The 24,408-nt window shown below is 34.8% G+C and carries 30 protein-coding genes; 19 read left to right on the top strand and 11 right to left on the bottom strand.

All coding sequences use genetic code 11. The features are described from left to right. Positions 1-5: 5 nt before the first annotated feature. Both WBG07_RS05200 and can read left to right on the top strand, forming a co-directional pair. Positions 6-1,583: a SulP family inorganic anion transporter gene (locus WBG07_RS05200; RefSeq protein WP_340199457.1), complete on the top strand. Its 1,578-nt coding sequence runs from the start codon at positions 6-8 to the stop codon at positions 1,581-1,583. Between the two features lie 29 nt (positions 1,584-1,612). After that, positions 1,613-2,251 carry a carbonate dehydratase gene (gene can, locus WBG07_RS05195; RefSeq protein ID WP_340199456.1) on the top strand — a complete coding sequence of 213 codons (639 nt, stop codon included), beginning with the start codon at positions 1,613-1,615 and terminating at the stop codon, positions 2,249-2,251. Between the two features lie 66 nt (positions 2,252-2,317). Here can and WBG07_RS05190 read toward each other — a convergent pair whose 3' ends face one another. Then, on the bottom strand, positions 2,318-3,238 hold the full coding sequence (locus tag WBG07_RS05190; protein ID WP_340199455.1) for a LysR family transcriptional regulator: 921 nt from the start codon (positions 3,236-3,238) through the stop codon (positions 2,318-2,320). Positions 3,239-3,332: 94 nt separating this feature from the next. Between WBG07_RS05190 and WBG07_RS05185 the strand changes: the two genes are divergently transcribed. The 4 genes from WBG07_RS05185 to WBG07_RS05170 all read left to right on the top strand — a co-directional run bounded on the left by WBG07_RS05185 (position 3,333) and on the right by WBG07_RS05170 (position 5,277). Further along, a complete protein-coding gene (locus tag WBG07_RS05185) occupies positions 3,333-3,572 on the top strand; it encodes a hypothetical protein (RefSeq protein WP_340199454.1) in 240 nt (79 codons plus the stop codon). Continuing rightward, entirely contained in the window at positions 3,565-3,834 is a 270-nt protein-coding gene (locus WBG07_RS05180; protein WP_340199453.1) for a hypothetical protein, read from the top strand. Before WBG07_RS05185 ends, WBG07_RS05180 begins: the two co-directional genes overlap by 8 nt. A 166-nt stretch (positions 3,835-4,000) precedes the next feature. Next, positions 4,001-4,963, top strand: coding sequence for a sodium-dependent bicarbonate transport family permease (locus WBG07_RS05175; RefSeq protein WP_340199452.1), 963 nt, complete (start codon positions 4,001-4,003; stop codon positions 4,961-4,963). Between the two features lie 83 nt (positions 4,964-5,046). Further along, the gene (locus WBG07_RS05170; RefSeq protein WP_340199451.1) at positions 5,047-5,277 is read left to right on the top strand and encodes a hypothetical protein; all 231 of its coding nucleotides are present in this window, start codon (positions 5,047-5,049) and stop codon (positions 5,275-5,277) included. Between the two features lie 203 nt (positions 5,278-5,480). Here the strand turns inward: WBG07_RS05170 and WBG07_RS05165 are convergent, their stop codons facing one another. Beyond that, on the bottom strand, positions 5,481-6,023 hold the full coding sequence (locus tag WBG07_RS05165) for a CvpA family protein (protein ID WP_340199450.1): 543 nt from the start codon (positions 6,021-6,023) through the stop codon (positions 5,481-5,483). An 86-nt stretch (positions 6,024-6,109) separates the two neighbouring features. On the opposite strand from WBG07_RS05165, the gene WBG07_RS05160 reads away from it, so the two are divergent. Genes WBG07_RS05160 through WBG07_RS05130 form a run of 7 tightly spaced genes read left to right on the top strand, consistent with a single transcriptional unit; the run spans position 6,110 to position 12,021 of the window. Beyond that, positions 6,110-6,469: a hypothetical protein gene (locus tag WBG07_RS05160; protein ID WP_340199449.1), complete on the top strand. Its 360-nt coding sequence runs from the start codon at positions 6,110-6,112 to the stop codon at positions 6,467-6,469. Beyond that, positions 6,466-7,143, top strand: a complete 678-nt coding sequence (locus WBG07_RS05155) for a ceramidase domain-containing protein (protein WP_340199448.1) — start codon at positions 6,466-6,468, stop codon at positions 7,141-7,143. Before WBG07_RS05160 ends, WBG07_RS05155 begins: the two co-directional genes overlap by 4 nt. 51 nt (positions 7,144-7,194) lie before the next feature. Further along, complete coding sequence (gene pheS, locus WBG07_RS05150) at positions 7,195-8,214, top strand: phenylalanine--tRNA ligase subunit alpha (RefSeq protein ID WP_340199447.1); 1,020 nt, start codon at positions 7,195-7,197, stop codon at positions 8,212-8,214. A 24-nt stretch (positions 8,215-8,238) separates the two neighbouring features. After that, positions 8,239-8,631 (top strand): hypothetical protein, encoded by a 393-nt coding sequence (locus WBG07_RS05145; protein ID WP_340199446.1) that lies wholly within the window; start codon positions 8,239-8,241, stop codon positions 8,629-8,631. Positions 8,632-8,688: 57 nt separating this feature from the next. Then, a complete protein-coding gene (pbpC, locus tag WBG07_RS05140; RefSeq protein ID WP_340199445.1) occupies positions 8,689-11,034 on the top strand; it encodes a penicillin-binding protein 1C in 2,346 nt (781 codons plus the stop codon). Between the two features lie 49 nt (positions 11,035-11,083). Then, positions 11,084-11,551 carry a hypothetical protein gene (locus WBG07_RS05135; RefSeq protein WP_340199444.1) on the top strand — a complete coding sequence of 156 codons (468 nt, stop codon included), beginning with the start codon at positions 11,084-11,086 and terminating at the stop codon, positions 11,549-11,551. An 8-nt stretch (positions 11,552-11,559) separates the two neighbouring features. Next, positions 11,560-12,021: a hypothetical protein gene (locus WBG07_RS05130; protein ID WP_340199443.1), complete on the top strand. Its 462-nt coding sequence runs from the start codon at positions 11,560-11,562 to the stop codon at positions 12,019-12,021. A gap of 1 nt (position 12,022) precedes the next feature. On the opposite strand, the gene WBG07_RS05125 is transcribed toward WBG07_RS05130, so the two are convergent. From WBG07_RS05125 to WBG07_RS05110, 4 genes are read right to left on the bottom strand one after another with little or no spacing between them, the layout of a single operon-like run. Continuing rightward, on the bottom strand, positions 12,023-12,523 hold the full coding sequence (locus tag WBG07_RS05125; RefSeq protein ID WP_340199442.1) for a YciI family protein: 501 nt from the start codon (positions 12,521-12,523) through the stop codon (positions 12,023-12,025). Beyond that, positions 12,505-12,984, bottom strand: a complete 480-nt coding sequence (locus WBG07_RS05120; protein WP_340199441.1) for a CYTH domain-containing protein — start codon at positions 12,982-12,984, stop codon at positions 12,505-12,507. The genes WBG07_RS05125 and WBG07_RS05120 overlap by 19 nt, the downstream gene beginning before the upstream one ends. A gap of 2 nt (positions 12,985-12,986) precedes the next feature. Continuing rightward, the gene (locus tag WBG07_RS05115) at positions 12,987-13,364 is read right to left on the bottom strand and encodes a VOC family protein (RefSeq protein WP_340199440.1); all 378 of its coding nucleotides are present in this window, start codon (positions 13,362-13,364) and stop codon (positions 12,987-12,989) included. After that, positions 13,364-14,020, bottom strand: a complete 657-nt coding sequence (locus WBG07_RS05110) for an NAD(P)H-binding protein (RefSeq protein WP_340199439.1) — start codon at positions 14,018-14,020, stop codon at positions 13,364-13,366. Before WBG07_RS05110 ends, WBG07_RS05115 begins: the two co-directional genes overlap by 1 nt. A 38-nt stretch (positions 14,021-14,058) precedes the next feature. On the opposite strand from WBG07_RS05110, the gene dinB reads away from it, so the two are divergent. Beyond that, the gene (gene dinB, locus WBG07_RS05105) at positions 14,059-15,156 is read left to right on the top strand and encodes a DNA polymerase IV (RefSeq protein ID WP_340199438.1); all 1,098 of its coding nucleotides are present in this window, start codon (positions 14,059-14,061) and stop codon (positions 15,154-15,156) included. A 66-nt stretch (positions 15,157-15,222) separates the two neighbouring features. Here the strand turns inward: dinB and pyk are convergent, their stop codons facing one another. From pyk to WBG07_RS05080, 5 genes are all read right to left on the bottom strand, one after another. Next, positions 15,223-16,665 (bottom strand): pyruvate kinase, encoded by a 1,443-nt coding sequence (pyk, locus tag WBG07_RS05100; RefSeq protein ID WP_340199437.1) that lies wholly within the window; start codon positions 16,663-16,665, stop codon positions 15,223-15,225. Between the two features lie 3 nt (positions 16,666-16,668). Next, the gene (locus tag WBG07_RS05095; RefSeq protein ID WP_340199436.1) at positions 16,669-17,139 is read right to left on the bottom strand and encodes an IPExxxVDY family protein; all 471 of its coding nucleotides are present in this window, start codon (positions 17,137-17,139) and stop codon (positions 16,669-16,671) included. Positions 17,140-17,249: 110 nt separating this feature from the next. Continuing rightward, positions 17,250-17,990 carry a ribonuclease III gene (gene rnc / locus WBG07_RS05090; protein WP_340199435.1) on the bottom strand — a complete coding sequence of 247 codons (741 nt, stop codon included), beginning with the start codon at positions 17,988-17,990 and terminating at the stop codon, positions 17,250-17,252. An 8-nt stretch (positions 17,991-17,998) separates the two neighbouring features. Then, positions 17,999-19,252, bottom strand: a complete 1,254-nt coding sequence (gene fabF / locus WBG07_RS05085; protein ID WP_340199434.1) for a beta-ketoacyl-ACP synthase II — start codon at positions 19,250-19,252, stop codon at positions 17,999-18,001. A 6-nt stretch (positions 19,253-19,258) separates the two neighbouring features. After that, positions 19,259-19,492, bottom strand: a complete 234-nt coding sequence (locus WBG07_RS05080) for an acyl carrier protein (protein WP_340067058.1) — start codon at positions 19,490-19,492, stop codon at positions 19,259-19,261. Between the two features lie 185 nt (positions 19,493-19,677). On the opposite strand from WBG07_RS05080, the gene purN reads away from it, so the two are divergent. The 5 genes from purN to WBG07_RS05055 all read left to right on the top strand — a co-directional run bounded on the left by purN (position 19,678) and on the right by WBG07_RS05055 (position 24,266). Beyond that, positions 19,678-20,247 (top strand): phosphoribosylglycinamide formyltransferase, encoded by a 570-nt coding sequence (gene purN / locus WBG07_RS05075; protein ID WP_340199433.1) that lies wholly within the window; start codon positions 19,678-19,680, stop codon positions 20,245-20,247. Beyond that, a complete protein-coding gene (rnhA, locus tag WBG07_RS05070; protein WP_340199432.1) occupies positions 20,234-20,701 on the top strand; it encodes a ribonuclease HI in 468 nt (155 codons plus the stop codon). The genes purN and rnhA overlap by 14 nt, the downstream gene beginning before the upstream one ends. 142 nt (positions 20,702-20,843) lie before the next feature. Beyond that, positions 20,844-21,368 (top strand): START domain-containing protein, encoded by a 525-nt coding sequence (locus tag WBG07_RS05065; RefSeq protein ID WP_340199431.1) that lies wholly within the window; start codon positions 20,844-20,846, stop codon positions 21,366-21,368. A 27-nt stretch (positions 21,369-21,395) separates the two neighbouring features. After that, a complete protein-coding gene (locus tag WBG07_RS05060) occupies positions 21,396-22,322 on the top strand; it encodes a PfkB family carbohydrate kinase (RefSeq protein ID WP_340199430.1) in 927 nt (308 codons plus the stop codon). 45 nt (positions 22,323-22,367) lie between these two features. Beyond that, positions 22,368-24,266 carry an amidophosphoribosyltransferase gene (locus WBG07_RS05055; RefSeq protein WP_340199429.1) on the top strand — a complete coding sequence of 633 codons (1,899 nt, stop codon included), beginning with the start codon at positions 22,368-22,370 and terminating at the stop codon, positions 24,264-24,266. The last annotated feature ends 142 nt before the right edge of the window (positions 24,267-24,408 follow it).

Below are 24,408 nucleotides of genomic sequence, written 5' to 3'. Positions count from 1 at the left end.
CTATTATGTTTAAAAGTATTAAAGCCGATTTTCCGGCGAGTATAGTGGTGTTTTTTGTGGCACTACCTTTATGCCTTGGTATCGCTTTAGCCAGTGGAGCACCCTTATTTTCAGGCCTTATTGCTGGTATTGTTGGTGGAATTATTGTGGGATCACTTAGTGGTTCTCAAATAGGTGTAAGCGGTCCAGCAGCCGGACTTGCTGCTATTGTTTTAGTGGCTATAGGTACTTTAGGAGGTTATCAAAACTTCTTACTAGCTGTTGTTTTAGGTGGTATAATTCAAATAATTTTTGGTTTTCTAAAAGCAGGTGTTATTGGTTACTACTTCCCTTCTTCCGTTATTAAAGGAATGCTCACAGGAATAGGTATCATCATCATTCTTAAACAAATACCACACTTTTTTGGCTATGATGTAGATCCTGAAGGCGATTTTGCTTTTTTTCAAGTAGATGGTGAAAATACATTCTCTGAAATATTCAACTCTATAAATTATATAAGCCCTGGTGCAACAATTATTGCGGTTATAGGGCTCGCAATTTTAATTTTGTGGGACAAAGTACTGACTAAAAAATCGAAAATATTTAGACTTATTCAGGGACCATTGGTAGCAGTTGTTGTAGGGATCATCTACTTTTTTGTAACGAAAGATTCAGAGACGCTTGGTATTTCTCAAGACCATTTAGTGAGTGTTCCTATTCCTGAAGGTATTGATTCCTTTTTAGGGCAATTTAGTTTTCCAAATTTTAGTGCTATTACAAATCCAGAAATCTGGATTACAGCTTTTACGATTGCTTTGGTAGCCAGTTTAGAAACCTTATTGTGTGTAGAAGCTACAGATAAATTAGATCCGGAAAAAAGAGTGACTCCCACTAATAAGGAACTGCTAGCACAAGGCACAGGTAACATTATTTCAGGTATGATAGGTGGCTTACCCATAACTCAAGTAATTGTTCGTAGTTCGGCTAACATACAATCGGGAGGAAAAACCAAGCTTTCAGCAATTATTCACGGGTTTCTACTGCTTATCTCAGTTATTTTGATTCCGCGCTTGCTTAATATGATTCCTCTTTCGGTTTTGGCAGCCATTTTATTCATTGTTGGGTATAAACTAGCAAAACCGGCATTATTCAAAAAGATGTATCAATTAGGGTGGAAACAATTTATTCCATTTACCGTAACTGTAACGGGCATTGTTTTTACCGATCTTTTAGTGGGAATTGGTTTAGGGTTAGGTGTTGCTATTGTTGTCATTCTTATCAAAAGCTATCAAAACACTCATTTTTTGCACATTGAAGATGTGAGTAATGGTGTACATAAAATAAAAATGCGCCTAGCAGAAGAAGTTACCTTTTTTAATAAAGCAACAATTTTGAAGGTGTTGGATAATCTTCCTGAAAATACGTATCTTGAATTAGATGTAAGAAGCACTCGTTATCTAGATCATGATATTGTTGAAATTCTTGAAGATTTCTCTGAAAAAGCCAAGAATAGAAACATTAATATTAAGCTTATTTCAGAACTAGGTGTCGTAGAAAATCCGCCAAGTTACATTGAATTTTTCAGGCTTCGCCCTGCTAACTAAACAAACCATTAACGATTAATTGAAAAGAAATGTCTAAAGAATTTTACAGAAAACTAATTGACAATAACAAAGAATGGGTTGCAAAACAAACCGCTCAAGATCCAGAATTCTTCACCAACTTAGCAAAAGGGCAAAATCCACCACTATTATGGATTGGTTGTGCAGATAGCCGCGTTCCTGCAAATCAAATTACAGGAACAAAACCCGGAGAAGTTTTTGTACATAGAAATATTGCCAATATGGTAATACATACAGATATGAATATGTTGAGTGTCTTAGATTATGCTGTGGGCGCATTACAAGTAAAGCATATTATTATTTGCGGACACTATGGATGTGGGGGCGTACAAGCTGCTATGAGCAATAAATCTTTAGGACTCATTAATAATTGGGTACGTCATATTAAAGATGTGTATAAAATGAATCAGGAAGAATTGAATGCTATAAGTGACGAAAAAGCACGTTTTGATAGAATGGTTGAACTAAATGTGAAAGAGCAAGTACATGATCTTGCAAAGACTTCTATTATTCAGAGAGCATGGAAAAACGGACAAGACTTGCAGCTTCACGGTTGGGTATACGAACTTCATAATGGACTTGTTAAAGATTTAAATGTATCTATGTCTAATGCAGATAGCTTGGACAAAGTCTTTAAATTTGATTTCTAGTAAAAAGTCACATACAAAGGGTACTTTATGTAAAACATGAAGTACCTTCTACTTGTTTAAAACTCATCATTCCTCATACCAACTAAAATGATGTTTAGAAATATTCATTTTCTCTTCATTAAGAAATTCTAGAAATGAGCTGGCAGCGGGCGCATGTTTTTTTTCCTTCAGCCAAATTAAACTCCATGTAGTAGTAATTGGTAATCCTTCTACTGGTATAATATGTAAGGATTTATTAAGTAATTCGTTTTTTATCCCAATAAGAGGCATAATAGAATAGCCTAGCCCCGCAAGTACAGCCTGTTTAACTGCTTCATTAGAGGTTAGCTCCATTTTTTTTAACACCGCTATCTTATTAAGTGTTATAAAATTTTCCATTGTTTGACGCGTACCAGATCCTTCTTCCCTGAAGATGAACGGAAGCTCCTTAAATTTAACTTTCGCTTTCATTGCTTTTTTTAACCCATAAGGCTTATTACCTATGAGATATAATTTGTTTTGCAACAAATCTAACTTCTCTACTTTGGGTGTTTGCGGTAAAATAGAAACCAAAGAAAAATCTACCTCATTTTTTTCTAAACTTTTAATCACACGATTTTTATTAGTTACGTCCATTACCAATTCTATTCCAGGATGTTTTTTCATAAAATCAGTAAGAAAATAGGGCATCACATATTTTCCTGTGGAGACCACAGATAGCTTTAATTTACCTGTTAACTGACCTTTATACGCCATTGTTTTATAATTAATGGCATTAACTTGGTCTAAGATAGCTTCAGCAGCCTGAGCAATTTCCATCCCAAAATCTGTTATGTAAATCTTTCTTCCTACTACTTCTGTTAAAGGAATTTCAAATTGATCCTGAAAGTTCTTCAACTGAATAGATACTGCCGGTTGTGTAAGATGCAGCTCCTCTGCAGCCTTGGTAACACTCTTTTCCTGAGTTATCTTTAAAAAGACTCGTAATTGGTTTAAGGTATAATTCATAAATATTATTAATGCATTTCATTACAAACATAAATAAAAATTTATGAATTATATTTCTGATCTTTGTAAAAGAAATGTAAATAAAAAAAGTGTTATGGAAAGAATTCAAAATAATAGTCCGGAAATGAGATTAAATAAAGAAAATAGTAAAAAGCAAGATTTTATCTCTTCTTTTATTCAGAAAGGAATTGTTACTATTTCAGCTATGACTCTACCCACTTTAGTTTATTTATTCATGCATACGGATAACCTAATTACACAAAGATTGTTAATTGCACTCACCATTGTTCTTTGCGTACTATTTATTAAAAAAATACAAACTATAAATGGATAATTTTCAATTAATAGAAGGGGAGTTTTCTCCAGCAGAAGCTAAAGAAATACTTTTGAATCTTTTTGGTCATAAAATACAATTTCATAACCTGAAATGTTTTGCCAACGAAGAGATTTCAGGTAAAAAGGATAAACATTCTGCAATGAAGGTAAAACAACTAAACGCAATGCGCGATGACTTGATTGACCTCATTAAAAACTCTGAAAAAGAAAATAAAAAATTAGTTATTAATTCAGTCATCAAAATTGAAACTAAAGATTAAGTGTTAAAATTATTATAGTTGGTCTGGCTTCATAAGAACCTTCATTCTTTTTAGAGGTCTACTTATCCAAAGGGCGGGCATCAGAATAGATAGCCCGCCCTTATGGCATTGAAACTATTCACTTCTTATTCAGTTTGGATGCCTATAACTTAGTCCAAAAAGTATTATGAATTTAGATTTATTAATTGATAATCTAACAAACCCTGCTCTACTCTTTTTTATCCTTGGAATTATTGCAGTTTTAGTTAAAAGCGATCTAGAAATTCCTCCTAATTCTTCAAAGTTTATTTCTCTTTATCTTTTATTTTCCATTGGTTTCAAAGGAGGTCAGGAATTATCTCACGGAGGCTTTACAGCTGAAATTGTTTGGTCTATGCTTTTTGGTATTTTTATTGCCCTTTTAATACCTCTGTATTCTTTTTTTATACTAAGAAAAAAGCTAAATATATTTGATGCGGGTGCCATTGCAGCTGCCTATGGTTCCGTTAGTGCTGTAACCTTTGTAACAGCAGTTTCGTATCTTGAAGTACAAAACCTAGAACTTCACGGCCATATGGTAGCCATTATGGCACTAATGGAATCACCGGCTATTATTGGTGGGCTTATTCTAATTTCCATTTACAACAAAGATGCCGAAACCAGTATAAAAAAACGTACGGCATTTAAGCATTCTTTAGTAAATGGTAGTGTACTTTTAATTATGGGAAGTCTGGTGATTGGATTTATGGCAAGTGCGGAGCAGGCAGAAGGCATAAAACCTTTTACCAATGATATTTTTAAAGGATTTCTAGCTATTTTTCTTTTAGATATGGGGATTATTAGTGGTCGCAAATTAAACGCTCTTGTGGCTAAGGGTTGGTTTCCTTTTGCCTTTGCCATTCTTATTCCTTTAATTAATGGTTGCATAGTTGCCGTAATAAGCGGTTGGATAACACCCGATGTTTCCAATAGATTCATATTTTCTATTTTAGCTGCAAGCGCATCTTACATTGCCGTTCCTGCCGCTATGAAAATAACAGTTCCCAAAGCCAATCCAGGGCTTTTTTTACCTATGGCCTTGGCTGTAACATTTCCATTTAATATCACTGTAGGAATGCCTATCTACTTCTCAATTGTACAAAACACCTAAAAGAGGTTACTAAGCTTTTAAATTTCCAGAGAAATAAATTACTATAATCTTTGATTAGATGTCTTTAATTAAATTATGGGTTGGTGAAAACATTGTTTTCCCATACTAAAGAAAATGCATCTGCTATACAATCTGGTCTTGGAACCGGAGCGAGAATTTACGGAGCCATGTTTAATGGAATTTTGGCGCTATTTGGTGGCACACCCACACTAATTAACCTTCCCACCGCCCCTATGACCGTTGTTAGCGCTGCTTTTATTACCGCTATTATTGCTTCTAAAAAAGAAATCCTGAATGAGGCCTCCCCTTTCTAGGTTTTTTTACTAGTTGGATTTTTACAGACTTTATTGAGTGTTTTTTAAAATTTGGTCGAGAAATTAGACTTTTTATTTCTATCTTGATATCTATGAAGAAAACAGCCAATTTCACCCGCGTATTGCATCAGCAAAACAGAAGAGGTCTATAGAAAGCATTTTGATACTCTTTTATTTTTTGTATTTCCCAACGATTAAAAAACCTAATCAGCGATGGGGGCATCCATATTGAGATTCTCATCTTTCCTATCCTCTTCTTTCCTCTTTTCTTTGAGTACCCAAGAAAACACAAATGAGCCCAACTCTTTAACTGGCTCATACAATATAGATTTATCGGTGGTTTCTTTGTCTACGAATTCAATAGTATTATTGGTTTTATCAAAAAATACTAATACCGCTCCTGCAATAACAGCCAACTTGAGCCCTCCAAATAAAGCTCCCAAAAGCTTATTTAAAAAACCTAATGATGCAAAATCTGCCACTTTAGTGAGTAGCTTTCCAGAGTAGGCTACTGCAAAAACAATGATAGTGAAGGTGACAGAGAAAGCAGTAAGGTTTATATACTTCTCTTTCCAATCAACTATATCTGCAAGATAATCTCCTAAAAAATACGAAAAATGAATAGCCCCATATATCCCAAAGGTAACGGCAAACAAGGCTGCTATTTCTACAAATAGCCCTCTTAACAATCCTCTAATTATCCCAAATAATAAGATACCTCCAAGTATCATATCAAAAAAACTCATTCAAAATATTTTAGGCAAATATAAAACTTTGCAAATATAAGTTTCACAATTCTTTAGGTTTGTATCTTTGCGCGAATATTGAAGTCATGGCAAGAGATAAAAAACTTAAAGAACAATGGGATATTGTAGTGACAAAACTCTCTCAACAATTTGCAGAGGGTGATGTACTGGATTTAGATGCCATTATTTATCTCATTGGAGTACAGGAACTAGGGCAATTACACCGTACTTATAAAAAAGATGAGAAAATAAACCTCATGCATATAGCTATTTGCCGTTTGCTAGAGCCCTATGGCTACTATGAGTTTGATTACTTTGACGATGATGGTTGGCCTCATTACACTATAAAAGAAGCCCTCCCATCGCTTAAAGCAGGAGAACAGTCCGTTTTAATGAAAGAAGCAATTGTAATGTATTTTATAGAAAAAGAACTTATTGAAGCATGAGATTTCCTAACGACAGCGGACCCATATACCGCGAAACTATTGAAAGAGGTTTTCCAGCAGAACCATGGAACACAGCAAGTAATCTTATATTTCTAATTATTTTAATCTATTGGTCTTTTCGCATTTATAAAAGCCCTCATAAACATACTTTTCTAAAATTTGCTTTGCCTCTTTTATTAGTTGGATATATTGGTGGTACGCTATTTCATGGTACACGAAGTCATGAAATATGGTTGTTAATGGATTGGGTGCCTATCATGTTACTTTGCTTAGCTGCCTCTATTCATTTTTTCATAAAACTACAGGCGGGCAAAGTTATGATTACCTTAGTGAGCATTCTCCCGTTTATTTCTGCCTTTACACTTCAAAAAGTGCCTATAGACCCACACCTTAGAAGTTTAATTGGCTATATTACCATTGCCACCGTTATTATGTATCCTATTTTACAATTTATGAGAAAACATGCCTTTGAACAGCGGTATTATGCGATGTCTGCGATACTTTTCTTTCTCATTGCTATTACTTTTAGAAGTATCGATTTAGAGGTAAACACAGAACTATTTTATATGGGTACGCATTGGTTATGGCATTTATTTGGAGGCATAACCGCTCATTTTCTAATTGCGTTTGTTTTCTTCACTGAAACAAAAACAGCTATAATTAAACCTTCATAGGAAGGGCATACGGGTATAATTGTTTAAATTTGCCGTTCAAAATTTTATACAATGATTGATAAAATTAAAGAACATATTGAAGAAGTATCGAAATTTAAAGCTGACACTAAGGAAGCTGTAGAAGAATTTCGTATTAAATACCTTGGTAAAAAAGGACTTCTCAATGGTTTTTTTGCCGAGTTTAAAAATGTGCCCAACGAGCTCAAAAAAGAATTCGGACAAACTATTAATCAATTAAGAGATACCGCCACAGAAAAGGTAAATCAATTACGAGAAGAACTAGAAAGCAAAATAGAAGATAAAGGAAAATACGGTGATCTTACGCGTCCCGGTGAACCAATGCCATTAGGTGCCAGACATCCTATCTCTATTGTTAAAAATCAAATTATTGACATCTTTTCGCGTATTGGTTTTAATGTTTCGGAAGGTCCTGAAATTGAAGACGATTGGCATAACTTCTCTGCATTAAATTTACCAGAGTATCATCCTGCAAGAGATATGCAAGATACCTTCTTCGTGCAAACCAATCCTGATATTCTTTTACGCACACATACCTCATCTGTACAAGTAAGGTATATGGAAAATAACAAACCTCCTATTCGTACCATTTCTCCGGGTAGGGTGTATAGAAACGAAGCTATTTCAGCAAGATCACATTGTTTTTTTCATCAGGTAGAAGGTTTATATATAGATAAAGGAGTTTCTTTTGCAGACCTGAAACAAACACTTCAATACTTTACCACAGAGCTGTTTGGAAAATCCAAAATAAGATTACGCCCTTCGTACTTTCCATTTACCGAGCCTAGTGCAGAGGTAGATGTCTACTGGGGTCTGGAAACGGAAACCGATTACAAAATGACCAAAGGAACCGGATGGTTAGAAATTATGGGATGCGGAATGGTAGATCCAAATGTCTTAGAAAACTGTGGAATTGATTCAAAAGAATATTCCGGATTCGCATTTGGAATGGGTATAGATCGTATTGCCTTGCTGCTTTATCAAATACCAGACATTCGCTTATTAAGTGAAAATGATGTACGCTTTCTAGAACAATTCAAATCAAGCATCTAAGTGTCTTTTTAATTCTATATCATTTTGAAAAAAGATATTGAAATACCTATCGTAAAAGATGTTCACGTTGCCATTGTGAGAGAATGGAATGAAGAGTTTCTTTCACAAGACTGGAATTCATACCTAATTAATAACCGTGCTGATGCCATTGAGATGGCTATTGTAGTTAGTAAAGGATATGATGGAGATATAAAAACCTCCACAATGAGGCATGGATTGGGTACTCTAGGGGCTAAAGAATTCGTAAAAATTGAATTGTTACAGGAAGAAATCCTAGTGCTAAATAATGAATTTTATCTTAGCTTTTTTGCAGACAACAAACTTTACGAAAAGAAGTTTGTATTTGAAAAACACTCCATCAAAGAAGAAAATACCATTATGCTTCCGGTGATGAACATAGAAGGTATTCTCATCTAAGAATAGTTTTTCAGTTACAATAAAAAGCGATACTTTTCCATTAGTAAATCGCTGGTATTGAAAAGGCTTCTTAAACATATTCAACAACGAAAAATTCGCTACGGAATACTTCTAATTCTTTTAGTAGCCTACTATTTTTGTCTTCCTACTCCTATTTTTACAGATCCTACGTCTACAGTAATCGAGGCCAAGAATCATGAATTACTTGGAGCTAAAATAGCTACAGATGGGCAATGGCGTTTTCCTGAAACAACAGAAGTCCCCCTAAAATTTAAGAAGTGTATATTACAATTTGAAGATCAATATTTTTATCAACATCTAGGCTTTAACCCCATTTCTATTGTAAAATCACTGATACAAAATATAAAAGCCGGCAAAACAATTAGAGGGGGTAGCACACTTACCCAACAAGTGATACGCTTATCAAGAAAAGGTAAAAAACGTACCTATTCAGAAAAACTTATAGAACTCATACTTGCCACCAGACTTGAACTGCGATACTCTAAAGACAAAATTTTACAATTGTATGCTTCTCATGCACCTTTTGGAGGTAATGTAGTGGGCATTGATATGGCTTCTTGGCGTTATTTTGGAGTAAAATCACAACAACTAAGCTGGGCAGAAAGTGCTACTCTTGCTGTATTGCCTAATGCGCCTTCTCTTATTTATCCCGGAAAGAATCAAGAGCAATTAAGGGCAAAGCGAAATAGATTGTTGAAAAAATTACGGGATGCTTCCATTCTTGATTCTCTTACTTATAAATTGGCAATTGTAGAACCATTACCTAAAAAACCATTTGCGCTACCTAGAGAAGCACCTCATTTACTTGACTTTTTAGCACGCACAGAAAAAGGAAACAGAATTCAAACAACTATAGATCCTGTAGTGCAGCGACAAGCTAACACTATTATTAAACAACATTATGAGGTACTACGTCAAAACGGAGTTCATAATGCCGCAATGTTAATCATGGACGTAGATACTAGAAAAATAGTTGCTTATGTAGGTAATACTCCTACCCAAGTAAAACATCAAAAAGACGTTGACCTTATTCATGCTCCAAGAAGTACCGGAAGCATTTTAAAGCCTTTTTTATATGCAGCCATGCTAGATGCGGGTGAGCTGCTACCAGAACAACTGGTAGCCGATATTCCTACACAAATTGCAGACTATCAACCAGAGAATTTTGATGAACAATACGATGGTGCAGTGCGGGCAAAAAGAGCGCTCTCACGCTCGCTCAATGTTCCAGCAGTTAGGTTATTACAGGAATATGGATTACAACGCTTTCGTGACCAGATTGAAAACTTAAAACTAAAAGACATCAATAAATCGGCAGATCATTATGGACTCACTTTAATTCTTGGAGGAGCAGAAAGCAATCTTTGGGATCTATGTAAATCATACGCATCCATGGCGGCAACCTTAAAAAACTATACAAAAAATTCGTCCAGATACTTTGATAAGGAATTTAGCGAACCTATAATTAAATCCAAAGATTCTTTAAAACATGGTACACTAAGCTTTGAAAAACCCATTTTTGATGCAGGAAGCATCTACCTCACTTTTGAAGCTATGAAAGAGGTAAATAGACCTGAGGGAGAAGAATCCTGGGAATTTTTTGATTCGTCTAAAGAAGTAGCTTGGAAAACCGGAACCAGTTTTGGAAATAGAGATGCATGGGCCATTGGAGTTACCAAAAATTATGTAGTAGGGGTTTGGGTAGGCAATGCAGACGGAGAAGGGCGCCCCAATATGACCGGTTTAACGGCAGCAGCTCCTATTATGTTTGACGCATTTGATATTTTACCCCAAGCCACTTGGTTTGAAAAACCATATGATGCACTAACAGAAGCAACTATTTGTGTACATAGCGGGTTTATTGCTGGGGATTACTGCCCATCAAGTAAAACTTGGATTCCAACAAGTGGCACCAAGTCTGCTGCCTGTTTCTATCACCCATTAATTCATTTAAACAAATCTAAGACCTACCAAGTAAATTCCTCTTGTGAATCAGTATCAGAAATTGTCACCATTCCCTGGTTTGTATTACCCCCTCTTATGGAATATTACTTTAAAGCCACTAATACAACCTACCAACCATTACCCAAGTTTAGAGAAGATTGCAAAGTAACAAATCAACCTGTTATGGATTTTATCTATCCAAAACAACATGGAATTGTCACGCTTCCAGTTGATTTTAACGGAGAAACAACATCCCTTATTTTAAAACTGGCTCACAGCAAACCTAAAACAGTCGTGTTTTGGTATCTGGATAATGAATTTATTGGACAAACCAGTACCTTTCATGAAATTGCGCTAAAACCTCAAAAAGGTACACACCTAATCACCGTAGTTGATGAATTGGGAAACGAGCTTAAACGCCAAATTGAAATACGCTAACGCAACCTTAACAAGTTTTTGACATCTCAATTAAAACAAACCTTACCAAATGACACATAAACTTCAATGGCTATGTTCTAGTATGTGTATCCTTCTTTTTATAAATAGCTGCAATACTAATGACAATGACCCATGTGCAAACGTAGAACCAAATACTCAATTTTTTAGTATTGAATTAGTGGACGCTGATGGAAATAATCTTATTGAAAACAACATTTACAATAGATCTGATATTCAAGTGTTACTTAATGGGAATATAATTGGAGGGGTTCCAGATACCGCGCTTCCAACCAACTATATTGTTTTAGAACTGCTATTGGGAGGAGATAAGGTTATTGCCGATGTGATGCTTAGTGTTACTGAAACTGATAAGCTTACCCTTAGTGTTCTTGAAGGGGAACCCGGAGATTGTGGATTTACCATTCTAACTGTTACTGAAGCTATCTATAACGGGTTTCAGCAAAATATTACCCTAGATAATGAAGTTCAAATTCAAAAAATTATAGTTGTAAAATAAATCCAAACATGAAAATACTTAAATATTGCTGCTGTTTTTTGTTAGTTTTAGGAAATTTTTCCTGCTCAAATAATGATGATCTGCTAGTGCAATGTGCTGCTATAGATTATGCAATTCCAGGGTTAATTATAGAATTTATAGACTCCAATGGCATCAACCTCATTGATAATGGAACTTATGATAAAGATGAAATAAAAGTCATTATTAACGATACGAAGGTTTCAAGGATTGTTGAACAAGAAGATGGGACTGTATTAAATGTATTATTATCTGATGCTTTAGATAATAAAGAAGCACAAGTAATACTAAGTTCTGTAGAAACAGATATTTTAAAAGTAGCTCTTACCAGAACCACTACTGGAAGCCCTTGTTTCTTTGCTGTTTTTAGGGTAGATGAAGTAAGCTACAATGCAGTAAATCAATCTTTAGAAGAAATTCCTTTTAACTACAAAATAACCATTGTAAAATAACCTATTTTAAAACACTGCCTTTAGCAGCCCACCAAGGATGTGTTTCTACAGTTAACATTCCTGCCTTTACAGCAGGATCACTCTTTGCGAGGCTATCTGCTTCTTTAAAGGTAGGAGTATTATAAATTACAACTCCTGAGACAGTGCTTTCATCATCAAAAGGTCCTGCAATACATATTTTACCCATTAAATGCAATTTTTCCAAATGTGCCTGATGAGCCGTCTGTAGTTTAATTCTTGCTATAGAATCTTGATTACGAATAGCACCTTTTTTGAGAAAAACCATAAAATACTTCTGCATTACATAGGTGGTATCACCTTCTTTATAAGAAAAAGTTTCGTGATCAATGGTCAAAGAATCCGTATCTGATGAATTCTTTGGAAGAATTTCTTTTTTCTCAGCTGTTTTTTCATCAGAAAGTTCTGTATTACAGGAAATCAATCCTAAGCTTGCTAGCATAATTAGAATATATTTCTTCATTTTTAAAATGCTGTTTTCCATTTTATAAATGGTTTGATACTTAATTGAGAATTGTAATAGCGTTTATCCCCAGTTACTTCTTTACCTAACCAAATTGGCTTTTCAAAAGCTTCATCCTCTGTACTTAGCTCTACCTCGGCTATAACTAATCCTTTATTATCCCCATCAAACTCATCAATCTCAAATAAATGATTGGCTATTGGAACTTCAAAACGTACTTTGTCTATTACTGTACCCTCACAGAGTTTCATTAATGCCTCTGCTTCATTTATCGGGATTTCTTTTTCCCACTCAAATCGGGTTGTACCAGAAGCATTTGAAATTCCTTTAATAGTAAGATATCCTTTATTTCCTTTTATTCGCACCCGCACAGTTCGTTTAGGATCTGTATTTAAAAAACCCTGTACGATTCTTTTTTTTGAGGTGGCCTCTTTTCTATAATCGCTTGAATTCACCAAGAATTTACGTTCTGTTTCTATCATTACTAATTAATTCGCCAAGGCGGATTTTTTCGATTATCACCTGCAAAATACAAAATGAGTTGGTTTCCATCCAGATCTTTTAAACGCGCTTCACGCCAAAGCCATTTACGATCTTTAGGCATTTCATCAAATACGATTCCGGCTTCTTGTAAAACTTTCACTTTTTCATCTAGGTCTTTTGCTTCAAAATATACATAGACCCCTTCGCCTTCTTTCAATTTATCTACCAAGTGCACGGAAAAAGTGCTATTGCCTTCCTGGCATTCAAAACGTGCATAATATCGTAACGCTTCTACAATAAGTAACAAGCCCAATTTTTTGTAAAAATCAACAGACCTTTCTACATTTATGCTAGCTACCGTTACCTGATTCAGATTCATTATTTTCCTATTTCTGCTAATAAATCTGATGGGATTCTTCTGGTCTTTTTATCACTATTGGCTAGTTTGATCATTGCATTTGCAATTACTGTGGGCTCTATAGATCGGTACTTTTTTAGAGAGCCTACTAATATAAAATTTAAGACGGTAAACAACTTTTTAAAAATCCATTCTAAAATTCGCTTTTCATCTCGTTCACCTCCAATCAATGCAGGTTGAATAAGGTACGTTCTTTTCACTTTTTGCTTTAAAACATCCTGCTCCATTTCTCCTTTAATACGGTTGTAAAAAACAGTACTGTTTTTATTGGCTCCCATAGCAGAAACAACTAGCAAAGTGTCTATTCCTTTTTTATGGCAAAGTTTTGCTACACTCACAGGTATCCCATAATCTATCTTTCTATAAAGCTCTTTATTGGGCGTTTTAGAGGCAGTTGTACCAATACAACAATACACTTCATCTCCCATAAAATCATTTTGATAAGTCTCTGGGTCTAAAAGATCGCAAATAAATTCGCTTAGTTTTTTATGTTTTTTACCTGTGGAACTCCTGCCAAACACTTTTATACTCGTATATCGTTCATCTAAGAGCAATTTATTTAATAAAATACCCCCAGTAAGTCCTGTAGCGCCTAAAATAATGGCTGTTTTACCCATAATTAATTTCCGTAGATTAAATATACTAATTTTACGTTATGGAGACAGAAGTGCCCTTACGGAAAATAATTCATGTAGATATGGATGCATTTTATGCTTCGGTAGAACAATTAGACAATCCAGCGTTAAAGGGTAGGCCTATTGCTGTTGGTGGTGGAGGTTCTAGAGGTGTGGTCGCAGCAGCCAGTTACGAAGCACGAAAATATGGAGTTAGAAGTGCGATGAGTGGTGTCATCGCTGTGAAACGTTGCCCAGATCTTATTTTTGTAAAGCATCGTTTTGACCGCTATAAAGAAATCTCAAAACAAATTCGGGCTATTTTTCTTGATTATACAGACTTAGTAGAACCTTTATCACTTGATGAAGCTTATTTAGATGTCACGCAAAACAAAAAAGGCAATCCATCCGCTACATTAATTGCACAAGAAATTAGAAAACGAATATTTGAAGAAACAGGTCTCACCGCTTCGGCAGGTATTTCCATCAATAAATTTATCGCAAAGGTTGCCAGTGATATTAATAAACCTAACGGACAAAAAACAGTGAATCCAGAAGAAGTGATTCTTTTTCTAGAGGGATTAGAAATTCGTAAGTTTTATGGGGTTGGAAAGGTAACCGCAGAAAAAATGTATCAACTGGGTATTTTTACTGGGTTGGATTTAAAAACTAAATCTTTGGCTTTTTTAGAAAAACATTTTGGTAAAAGTGGAAGCTTCTACTACCATGTAGTTCGTGGAATTCACCATAGCGAAGTGAAACCCAATCGCATTCCTAAATCTGTAGGTGCAGAAAGAACCTTTAATGAGAACTTAAGCAGTGAAATTTTTATGCTTGAAAAGTTAGAACATATTGCTGGTGAGCTGGACAAACGACTTAAAAAAAGTAAGATTGCCGGAAAAACAGTAACCCTTAAAATTAAATATAGTGATTTTAGCTTGCAAACCAGAAGTAAAACGCTAGATTATTATGTAGCAGATAAAAGCCTCATTCTCCAAACTGCTAAAGAGCTTTTATACCAAGAAAAATTAGAAAATTCTGTTCGCCTATTAGGAATTTCCCTTGCCAATCTAAATACAGATTCGGTTAAAACTACCGCAAAGAAGATAGTATCAGTGCAATTGAAGTTTGCTTTTTAATAGATTTATCACCAAAAAAAGCCTGAAAAAGTTTAATTCCAGGCTTCCATTTCAATACCATCTATCTTAGATATAACAACTATCAATCTCTGTAACTCGTAAGGTATTTACCATTCCTTTTTCTTGAATAGGCATTGCTGCAAGACTTACCAACATATCTCCTACTTCAAGAAATCCTTTTTCACAAGAAATACGGTTTACGTCTTCAATAGTTTCATCTGTACTAACAAACTTATCATAGTAAAAGGCTTTTACTCCCCAAAGTAAACTTAATTGAGTAAGTATACGCTTGTTGGAAGTAAATACTAAAATATGCGCTTGTGGTCTCCATGCAGAAATTTGAAAAGCAGTATAACCACTGTTTGTTAGCGTAGAAATAGCTTTTGCTTTTATTTCATTTGCCATGAGTGCTGCGTGATAACATACAGATTTAGTGATGTATCTTTTGGTGCGAATATGTGGTGGTTCTTGTGGTACTTTAATTAATGATGAATGTTCTACAGTATTTATAATACTGGCCATTTTTTCTATTACCTGCACTGGATATTTCCCTACGGAAGTTTCACCAGATAGCATTACTGCATCTGCCCCATCCATTACAGAATTTGCTACATCATTTACCTCTGCTCTGGTTGGAGTAAGGCTAGTGATCATAGTTTCCATCATTTGCGTTGCAATAATTACAGGAATACGCGCTCTTTTTGCACGTTGTACCAATAACTTCTGAATTAAAGGAACCTCTTGTGCGGGTACTTCTACGCCAAGGTCGCCCCTTGCCACCATAAGTCCGTCACAATAAGCCACAATCTTATCAATATTCTCTACTGCTTCAGGTTTTTCGATTTTAGCAACTATGGGTATTTTTTCGTCTGTATGTTCTTTGATCAAATTTTGAAGATCTATAAGATCCTGGCTGTTTCTAACAAAAGACAACGCAATCCAATCTACTTCTTGCTTGATTGCAAAAATAGCATCTTTAATATCTTTTTTTGTAAGCGCTGGTAATGACACCTTTGTATTTGGAAGGTTTACACCCTTTTTAGATTTAAGAGGCCCGCCTTGCACTACTCTGGCTTTTACATGCTTCTTTTTATCTGTAGTAACTACCTCAAAAATAAGTTTTCCATCATCTAACAAAACACGCTCCCCCGGCTGAACATCTTTTGGAAACGCTTTATAGTTCATGTATACACGTTCTGCATTTCCTTCAAAAGGATCTCCGGTAACAAATGTAATCTCATCTCCTTTATTTACAACAACCTCTTCCGCCATAACACCTACTCGTAGCTTAGGCCCTTGAAGGTCTCCAAGAATGGCAGTAGTATATCCAAACTCTTTGTTGAGTGAACGAATCATATCAATTCTTTCCTTTACATCCTCATAATCTGCATGTGAAAAATTGATACGAAACACATTAACCCCTGCCTCCATCATTTCTTTCAAAATCTCTTTCTTACTGGTAGCAGGTCCTAGAGTAGCTACAATTTTAGTTTTTTTATTATTTGGCATTCCTTAAAAAATTAAGTTATTTCTTGATTTTAGTGCTTCTATATTTATGCTGTATGCTGTACTTACAGCGGTGATCTGATTTATCTTATCTACAATTTTTTTAAGTCCGTTAACTTCTAATCCATTATCAATTTTTAAAAAAAAATCTACTTTGCTTCGTTCTGGTATTAGAAATCGCGTCAACGTTCTGTAATTACTATTAAACAAACTTATTACCTCTTCACTTATTTCATAATCCATATGAGATTTGTTTGAAATCAAATTCCAAACAGTATCTTGGTATTTATCTTCCCATTCATATAATGAAAATGAGGTTGTATCCTTAAAATCAATATTAAAGGATAACCTTTTAAGTTTGCTTCTTAGATGCAAGTTTAGGAAATATGCTAACTTATAATCTTCCAAATAACTATGAATGGCAATAATTGCAAAGGTGGGTTCATAGAAATCATCTAGTATTTTGTAGACAGCCATATATACATTTACATGGAAATGTAAATATATAATTCTAATAAAGACTGTACAACTTTTAAATGCTTGTTTCCCACTAATTAAGAAACGAAAACGTTAAAGTGCATTTTTCGCTATTTACTGTTGTTAATTATTTCTTGTAATGCAAAATAGGCACGTTTTGCTGCTTTTTCTTCTGCTTTCTTTTTAGAGGTGGCTCTTGCCTTCGCAATTATCTTCTTATCTATATACAATTTGACAGCAAAATGCTTGACCGCATCGTTCCCATTATCTTCATAAATCTCAAACTTAAAAATATGTTTTTCTTTTTGGCACCACTCAATCAAAAGGCTTTTATAGCTTATTACCTTTCCCTCTAGTTTCTCAATATCTACGTAAGGTTCTATAACTCTCTTATTAATAAATTTTTCGCAATATACGAATCCTCTATCCATGTAAATAGCCCCTACCAAAGCTTCAAACATATTGCCATGAATATTATCTCCAAAATGATTACGAGATATTCTGCTTTCTAAAAATTGAATAAGGTTAAGATCTCTGCCTAATTCGTTAAGATGTTCTCTACTCACCACTTTAGATCTCATTTTAGTAAGATATCCTTCATCTCCTGAAGGTACTTCGTCATAAAGATGTTTTGAAATAACCGCACCAAGCATCGCATCCCCTAAAAATTCTAGACGCTCATAATTTAAAGGATTGCCTATTAGGTCTTTTTTATTAGCAGATCTATGCGTAAATGCTTTTAAGTATATGGCAATATTACGCGGCTTAAAGCCAAGTATTCTTGTTAGCATGATAAAAAAATTCCCGTCCTCTTGGGAACGGGAATTTAGTATTTTGCTAAAAATGCTCATGTATATATTTAATCATCTAATTTCTTAAACAATACACATGCATTGTGTCCGCCAAATCCAAAAGTATTACTCATCGCTACACTTACTTCGCGTTTTTGAGCTTTGTTTAGGGTGAGATTCAATTTTGGGTCAATATTTTCATCATGAGTTTCATGATTAATGGTAGGAGGAACTAAGGAATTTTTAATTGCCAATATTGAAGCTATAGCTTCAATTGCTCCTGCTGCCCCGAGCAAATGCCCAGTCATTGACTTAGTTGAATTAATATTAAGCTCGTAAGCATGCTCACCAAAAACTTCTTTTATTGCCTTAGATTCTGCAAGGTCTCCTAATGGGGTTGAGGTACCATGCATATTAATTGCATCTACCTGTTCTGGTTTGAGACCTGCATCTTCAAGACAGTTGAGCATAACCTTTTTTGCACCTAATCCTTCTGGATGTGGAGCTGTCATATGATGTGCATCCGCAGATAGTCCGCCACCTGCCAACTCAGCATAAATTTTGGCGCCTCTTGCTTTCGCATGTTCATATTCTTCCAGTATAAGTGCTCCTGCTCCTTCTCCTAAAACAAAACCATCACGGGTTTTATCAAATGGTCTGGAAGCCGTTTGTGCACTGTCATTTCTAGTAGATAATGCATGCATTGCGTTAAATCCACCCATCCCGGATGCAGTTACCGCTGCTTCAGATCCTCCAGAAACAATAATATCTGCATAACCTAATCTTATATAATTTAGGGCATCAATCATTGCATTTGCAGAAGAAGCGCAAGCTGAAACAGTTGCAAAATTAGGGCCTCTGAATCCATATTTAATAGAGATAAGCCCAGGGGCAATATCTGCAATCATTTTAGGAATAAAGAAAGGATTAAAACGAGGGGTTCCATCTCCTGTAGCAAAATTAATTACTTCTTCTTGAAATGTTTGAATCCCTCCAATACCTGCTCCCCAGATGACTCCAATTCTATCAGGATCAAGTGCTTCCAGATTCATTCCAGCATCCTCAATAGCTTCGGCCGAAGCCACCATTGCATACTGACAGAATTTATCCATCTTTCTAGCTTCTTTACGATCCAGATAATCAGTTACTTCAAAGTTTTTGACTTCACAAGCAAATTGTGTTTTAAATTTGGAAACATCAAAATGAGTAATTGGAGCAGCGCCACTTTTTCCAGTGCTCAAACCTTCCCAATACTCATTTATATTGTTACCAATGGGTGTAAGTGCCCCCAAACCTGTGACAACAACTCGCCTTAATTTCATATATATTTATTTTGCTCCTTCTATATACTGAATTGCTTGGCCAACAGTGGCAATGTTTTCAGCTTGATCATCAGGAATCTGGATATCAAATTCTTTTTCGAATTCCATGATCAATTCCACAGTGTCTAATGAGTCTGCGCCTAAATCGTTAGTAAAGCTAGCTTCTGGCACTACCTCGTTCTCATCAACACCTAATTTGTCTACGATAATCGCTTTTACTCGTGATGCAATGTCTGACATAATCTTTTAGTTTTAAAATTTAAATTGTTGGCAAAAATAAAAAACTTTAATAGAAAACAACGATTTACATTTAAAATGTGCTCCTAATTTACTAAATTTTAAAACAAGGTTTTACAATTAGCAGTTGCTTTGTGAATAATTATTCTTTTTTTTGTAACCATAATTCAGTAAATGTATACACATAAATGCGAATCGTAATTTTTGCTTCTGGCAATGGCAGCAATGCTGAAAACATTATAAATTATTTTTCTGACAACCAGAATGTTACTGTATCAGCTGTATTTTCTAATAAAAATGATGCCATGGTTTTAGCAAGGGCTAATCGCCTTAAAATCCCTACAATTGCTTTTAATAAAAAAGCATTAGAAGATTCTGATTGTATTTTGGGAATCCTCAAAAGCATAAATCCTGATCTCATTGTACTTGCTGGTTTTTTATGGAAGTTTCCAGCTCATATCATAAAGGTTTTTCCAGATAAAATTATAAACATACATCCTGCATTACTCCCTAAGTATGGAGGAAAAGGAATGTATGGGATGCACGTTCATAACGCTATTGTAAAAAATAAAGAGCAAGAAACTGGAATTACTATTCACTATGTAAATGAACATTACGATGAAGGTGCCATAATATTTCAAAAGACTGTCAATATAGATCCTAGTGATTCACCAGATGATGTTGCTAGAAAAGTTCATTCTCTTGAATATACTTATTTTCCTCAGATAATAGAAAAAATACTACATGGAGAAGTTTGATGTCCACATTTACACAGATGGCGGCTCAAGCGGAAATCCTGGGCCAGGAGGATATGGGATTGTGATGGAATGGGTTGGAAAACCATATAAAAAAGAATTTTCTCAAGGATTTTTGCGCACCACCAACAATCGAATGGAATTAATGGCTGTTATTGTTGCGTTAAAAAAATTAAAAAAACAGGGGGTTCAGGTAAAAGTCTTTACTGATTCTAAATATGTGGTGGATGCCGTTGAAAAGGGATGGGTTTTTCGTTGGGAGCGAACTCATTTTAACGGCAAGAAAAATGCAGATTTGTGGCAGGCCTTTTTAAAAGAATATAGAAAGCACTCTGTAAGCTTGCATTGGATTAAAGGTCATAACAATCATCCACAAAATGATCGCTGCGATCAATTGGCTGTTGCCGCCTACAAAAAATCAAATTTACTAGAAGACACTGGGTTTGAAAATTCTTAAGAAACCTTATTAAAAAAAGATAATCTTAAAATTTGTAGCTTTGCAAGCAAAAAAATTTGGCCCTCTTATAGTTATGAGAATATTTTGGCTTGTTTGTTTTATTTTAAGTGCTTACTCATCATTATATGCCCAAAAATGGGAATTGAAAAAGGATAAAAATAGTGTCAAGGTATATTCAAGAGCACTTGATTCAACAAAAATTAATGAATATAAGGCAGTAGTATTAACTAATACTACGGTAGAAAAAGCATTAAAAGTAATTACAGATGGTAACAATCTCTGGAAATGGAATCACAAAACTTCAGAAAGTAAGCTTGTAAGCCAAATATCGGAAACAGAATTTATCTTTTGGATGAAAAATGATTTGCCTTGGCCAATCAAAAACAGAGATAACATATCTCATGTGAAAGTTCAAAAAATTTCCAATGGTTATTGGATTGAGATACTCCCAGCAGCTTCAGACCTAGTGCCCAAAGAGAATAGCACTGTAAGGGTCACCAACTTTAAGGGTTATTGGTCTATTATTCAAAAAGGCAGAAAAGTTCAAATTACACAACAACTTTATGGAGATCCAGAAGGTTCTTTACCTTCTTGGCTACTGAATTCTATATTAACAACAGCTCCTTTTCATTCTTTTTGCGACTTAAAGGAACTTCTTGAAAAGTAACCTTATATTTGCAAAAAAAATAAATAAATGGGCAAATTACTAATAATTGGTACGGTTGCATTTGATGCGATAGAAACTCCATTTGGTAAAACCGATAAAATTTTAGGAGGAGCAGGAACTTTTATTGGGCTTTCTGCGTCGTATTTTGAGGTAGATTCTGCCATTGTTTCCGTTGTAGGTGAAGATTTTCCCGAAGCATATCTAAACAAACTTAAGGACAGGAATATAGATATTTCAGGAATTGAAGTGGTCAAAGGAGGGAAAACATTCTTTTGGAGCGGCAAATACCATAACGATCTTAACTCAAGAGACACCTTAGAAACTCAACTAAATGTACTTGCTGATTTTAAACCTATTGTTCCTGAAAATTACAAAGACGCAGATGTAGTTATGTTAGGTAATTTGCATCCAGGCATTCAATTAGATGTCATCAATCAGATGGAGAAAGAACCTAAGCTTATTGTATTAGATACTATGAACTTCTGGATGGACAATTCTTGGGATATGTTATTGGAGGTAATTACGAAAGTAGACGTGATTACTATTAATGATGAAGAAGCTAGGCAGCTAACCAACGAATATTCACTTGTGAAAGCGGCACAAAAAATACATCAAATGGGTCCTTCCTATGTAGTTATTAAAAAAGGAGAGCACGGCGCCTTATTATTTCATAATGGTGAAATTTTCTTTGCCCCTGCACTTCCTTTAGAAGAGGTCTTTGATCCTACTGGAGCAGGCGACACTTTTGCCGGGGGTTTTGCTGGTTATTTAGCAGGAACTAAGAATATTTCATTTGAAAATATGAAAAATGCTATTATTTATGGATCTAATCTCGCTTCATTTTGTGTAGAAAAATTTGGTACAGAACGATTTGAAAATTTGTCCAAAGTAGAGGTAAACAAACGCTTACAACAATTTAAGCATTTAACACAATTCGATATAGAATTAATTTAAAAATTATGCCCTGTTTTTTCGGGGCATTTTTAATTTTAAAAAACAATGAGCGACGCTATTAAACACGAATGTGGTATTGCTATGATTAGGCTTCTAAAGCCATTAGAGTATTACAAAGAAAAGTACGGAAGTGCTTTCTATGGCATCAATAAGATGTATCTTATGATGGAAAAACAGCACAATCGTGGGCAAGACGGTGCCGGGTTTGCAAGTATTAAACTTAATATGAAGCCAGGTGAACGTTATATTAGTCGCGTAAGATCAAATAAATCACAACCCATACAGGATATCTTTGCTCAAATAAACGAGCGAATCAACACAGAATTAACAGCGAATTCAAATTTACACACTAATGTAAGCGAACAAAAAAGAGATATTCCTTATTTGGGAGAAGTATATTTGGGTCATGTTCGTTATGGTACTTTTGGTAAAAATAGTATTGAAAGTGTACATCCATTTCTAAGGCAAAATAATTGGATGCATAGAAATCTAATTGTTGCAGGCAACTTTAATATGACCAATGTTAATGAACTATTTGACAACTTAATACAATTGGGTCAGCATCCAAAAGATAAAACAGATACTATTACTGTGATGGAAAAAATAGGACATTTTCTGGACGATGCAGTGGCCAAGCTTTACAAAGAAATTAAACATGAAGGATATAGTAAGCATGAAGCATCTCCATTAATTGCAGCACGTTTAAATCTTGCTAAAATTCTTAGAAAAGCTGCAAAAAACTGGGATGGCGGATATGCTATGGCTGGAATGATAGGTCATGGAGATGCATTTGTATTAAGAGATCCCGCGGGCATAAGGCCTGCATACTTCTATAAGGATGATGAAGTAGTGGTAGTTGCATCAGAAAGACCCGCAATTCAAACTGTTTTTAATGTAGAATTTAACGACATAAAAGAATTAGATCCTGGAAAAGCAATTATCATAAAAAAAGATGGAAGTTTAAAACTCAAAGAAATATTAAAACCTTTACCCAGAAAAGCATGTTCATTTGAACGTATCTATTTTTCAAGGGGTAGTGATGTGGAGATTTATAAAGAGCGTAAAAATTTGGGGAGATTATTATTTCCTGAAATACTGAAAGCTATTTCATCAGACATACAAAACACGGTATTCTCATATATTCCTAATACCGCTGAAACCTGCTTCTTTGGGATGGTAAAGGAGGCCCAAGACTACCTTAATCGGAAAAAAGAAGAACTTATTCTAGGAGAAGGAAGCAATATTACTAAAGAAAGGTTGCATGAAATTTTAGATATTCGTCCTAGAATTGAAAAAGTAGCTATTAAAGATGCGAAACTAAGAACCTTTATTACCGAAGACAGTAGCCGTGATGATCTGGTAGCACATGTTTATGATGTGACCTATGGATCTGTTAAAGAAAGTGATAATTTAGTAATTATTGACGATAGTATTGTTAGGGGTACCACACTAAAAAAGAGTATTCTTAAAATGATGGATAGGCTTCATCCTAAAACCATTGTGGTAGTATCTTCTGCACCTCAAATTCGTTTTCCTGATTGTTATGGAATTGATATGGCAAGACTTGAAGATTTGGTCGCATTTAGAGCTGCATTAGCACTACATAAAGACAATAACACCTATGATGTTATTGATGAAATTTATAAAAAATGTAAAAGTCAGTCCAATCTTGAAGATAGTAGAATTATAAATTTTGTAAATGAAGTATACAATCCATTTACAGATCAACAGCTCTCTGATAAAATTGCTGAACTATTGAGTCCAGAAGATTTAAAAGCCGCTGTAAAAGTAATATTTCAACCTGTTAAAAATCTTCATATCGCCTGTCCTAAGAATCTTGGCGATTGGTACTTTACTGGTGACTATCCTACCCCTGGTGGTAATAGGGTAGTAAATAGGGCTTTTATGAATTTTTATGAAGGCAAGAAAGAAAGGGCTTATTAAATTTTATGTATTTCATCGTTTAAAAGTGCATTTCATCCGATTTATTATTAAACATATATTGTAATAGTGTACTTTTAACTCACCATAGCATAAGTAGGTTAAGTTCATGGTAAGATTTGGGGCAAAAAAGGTGGATTCAATT

Source organism: Ascidiimonas meishanensis (assembly GCF_037782385.1).
GTDB classification, from domain to species: Bacteria; Bacteroidota; Bacteroidia; order Flavobacteriales; family Flavobacteriaceae; genus Ascidiimonas; species Ascidiimonas meishanensis.
Note: the sequence above shows the minus strand (reverse complement) of the source record. Positions and strands in the feature narration are given on the sequence as shown.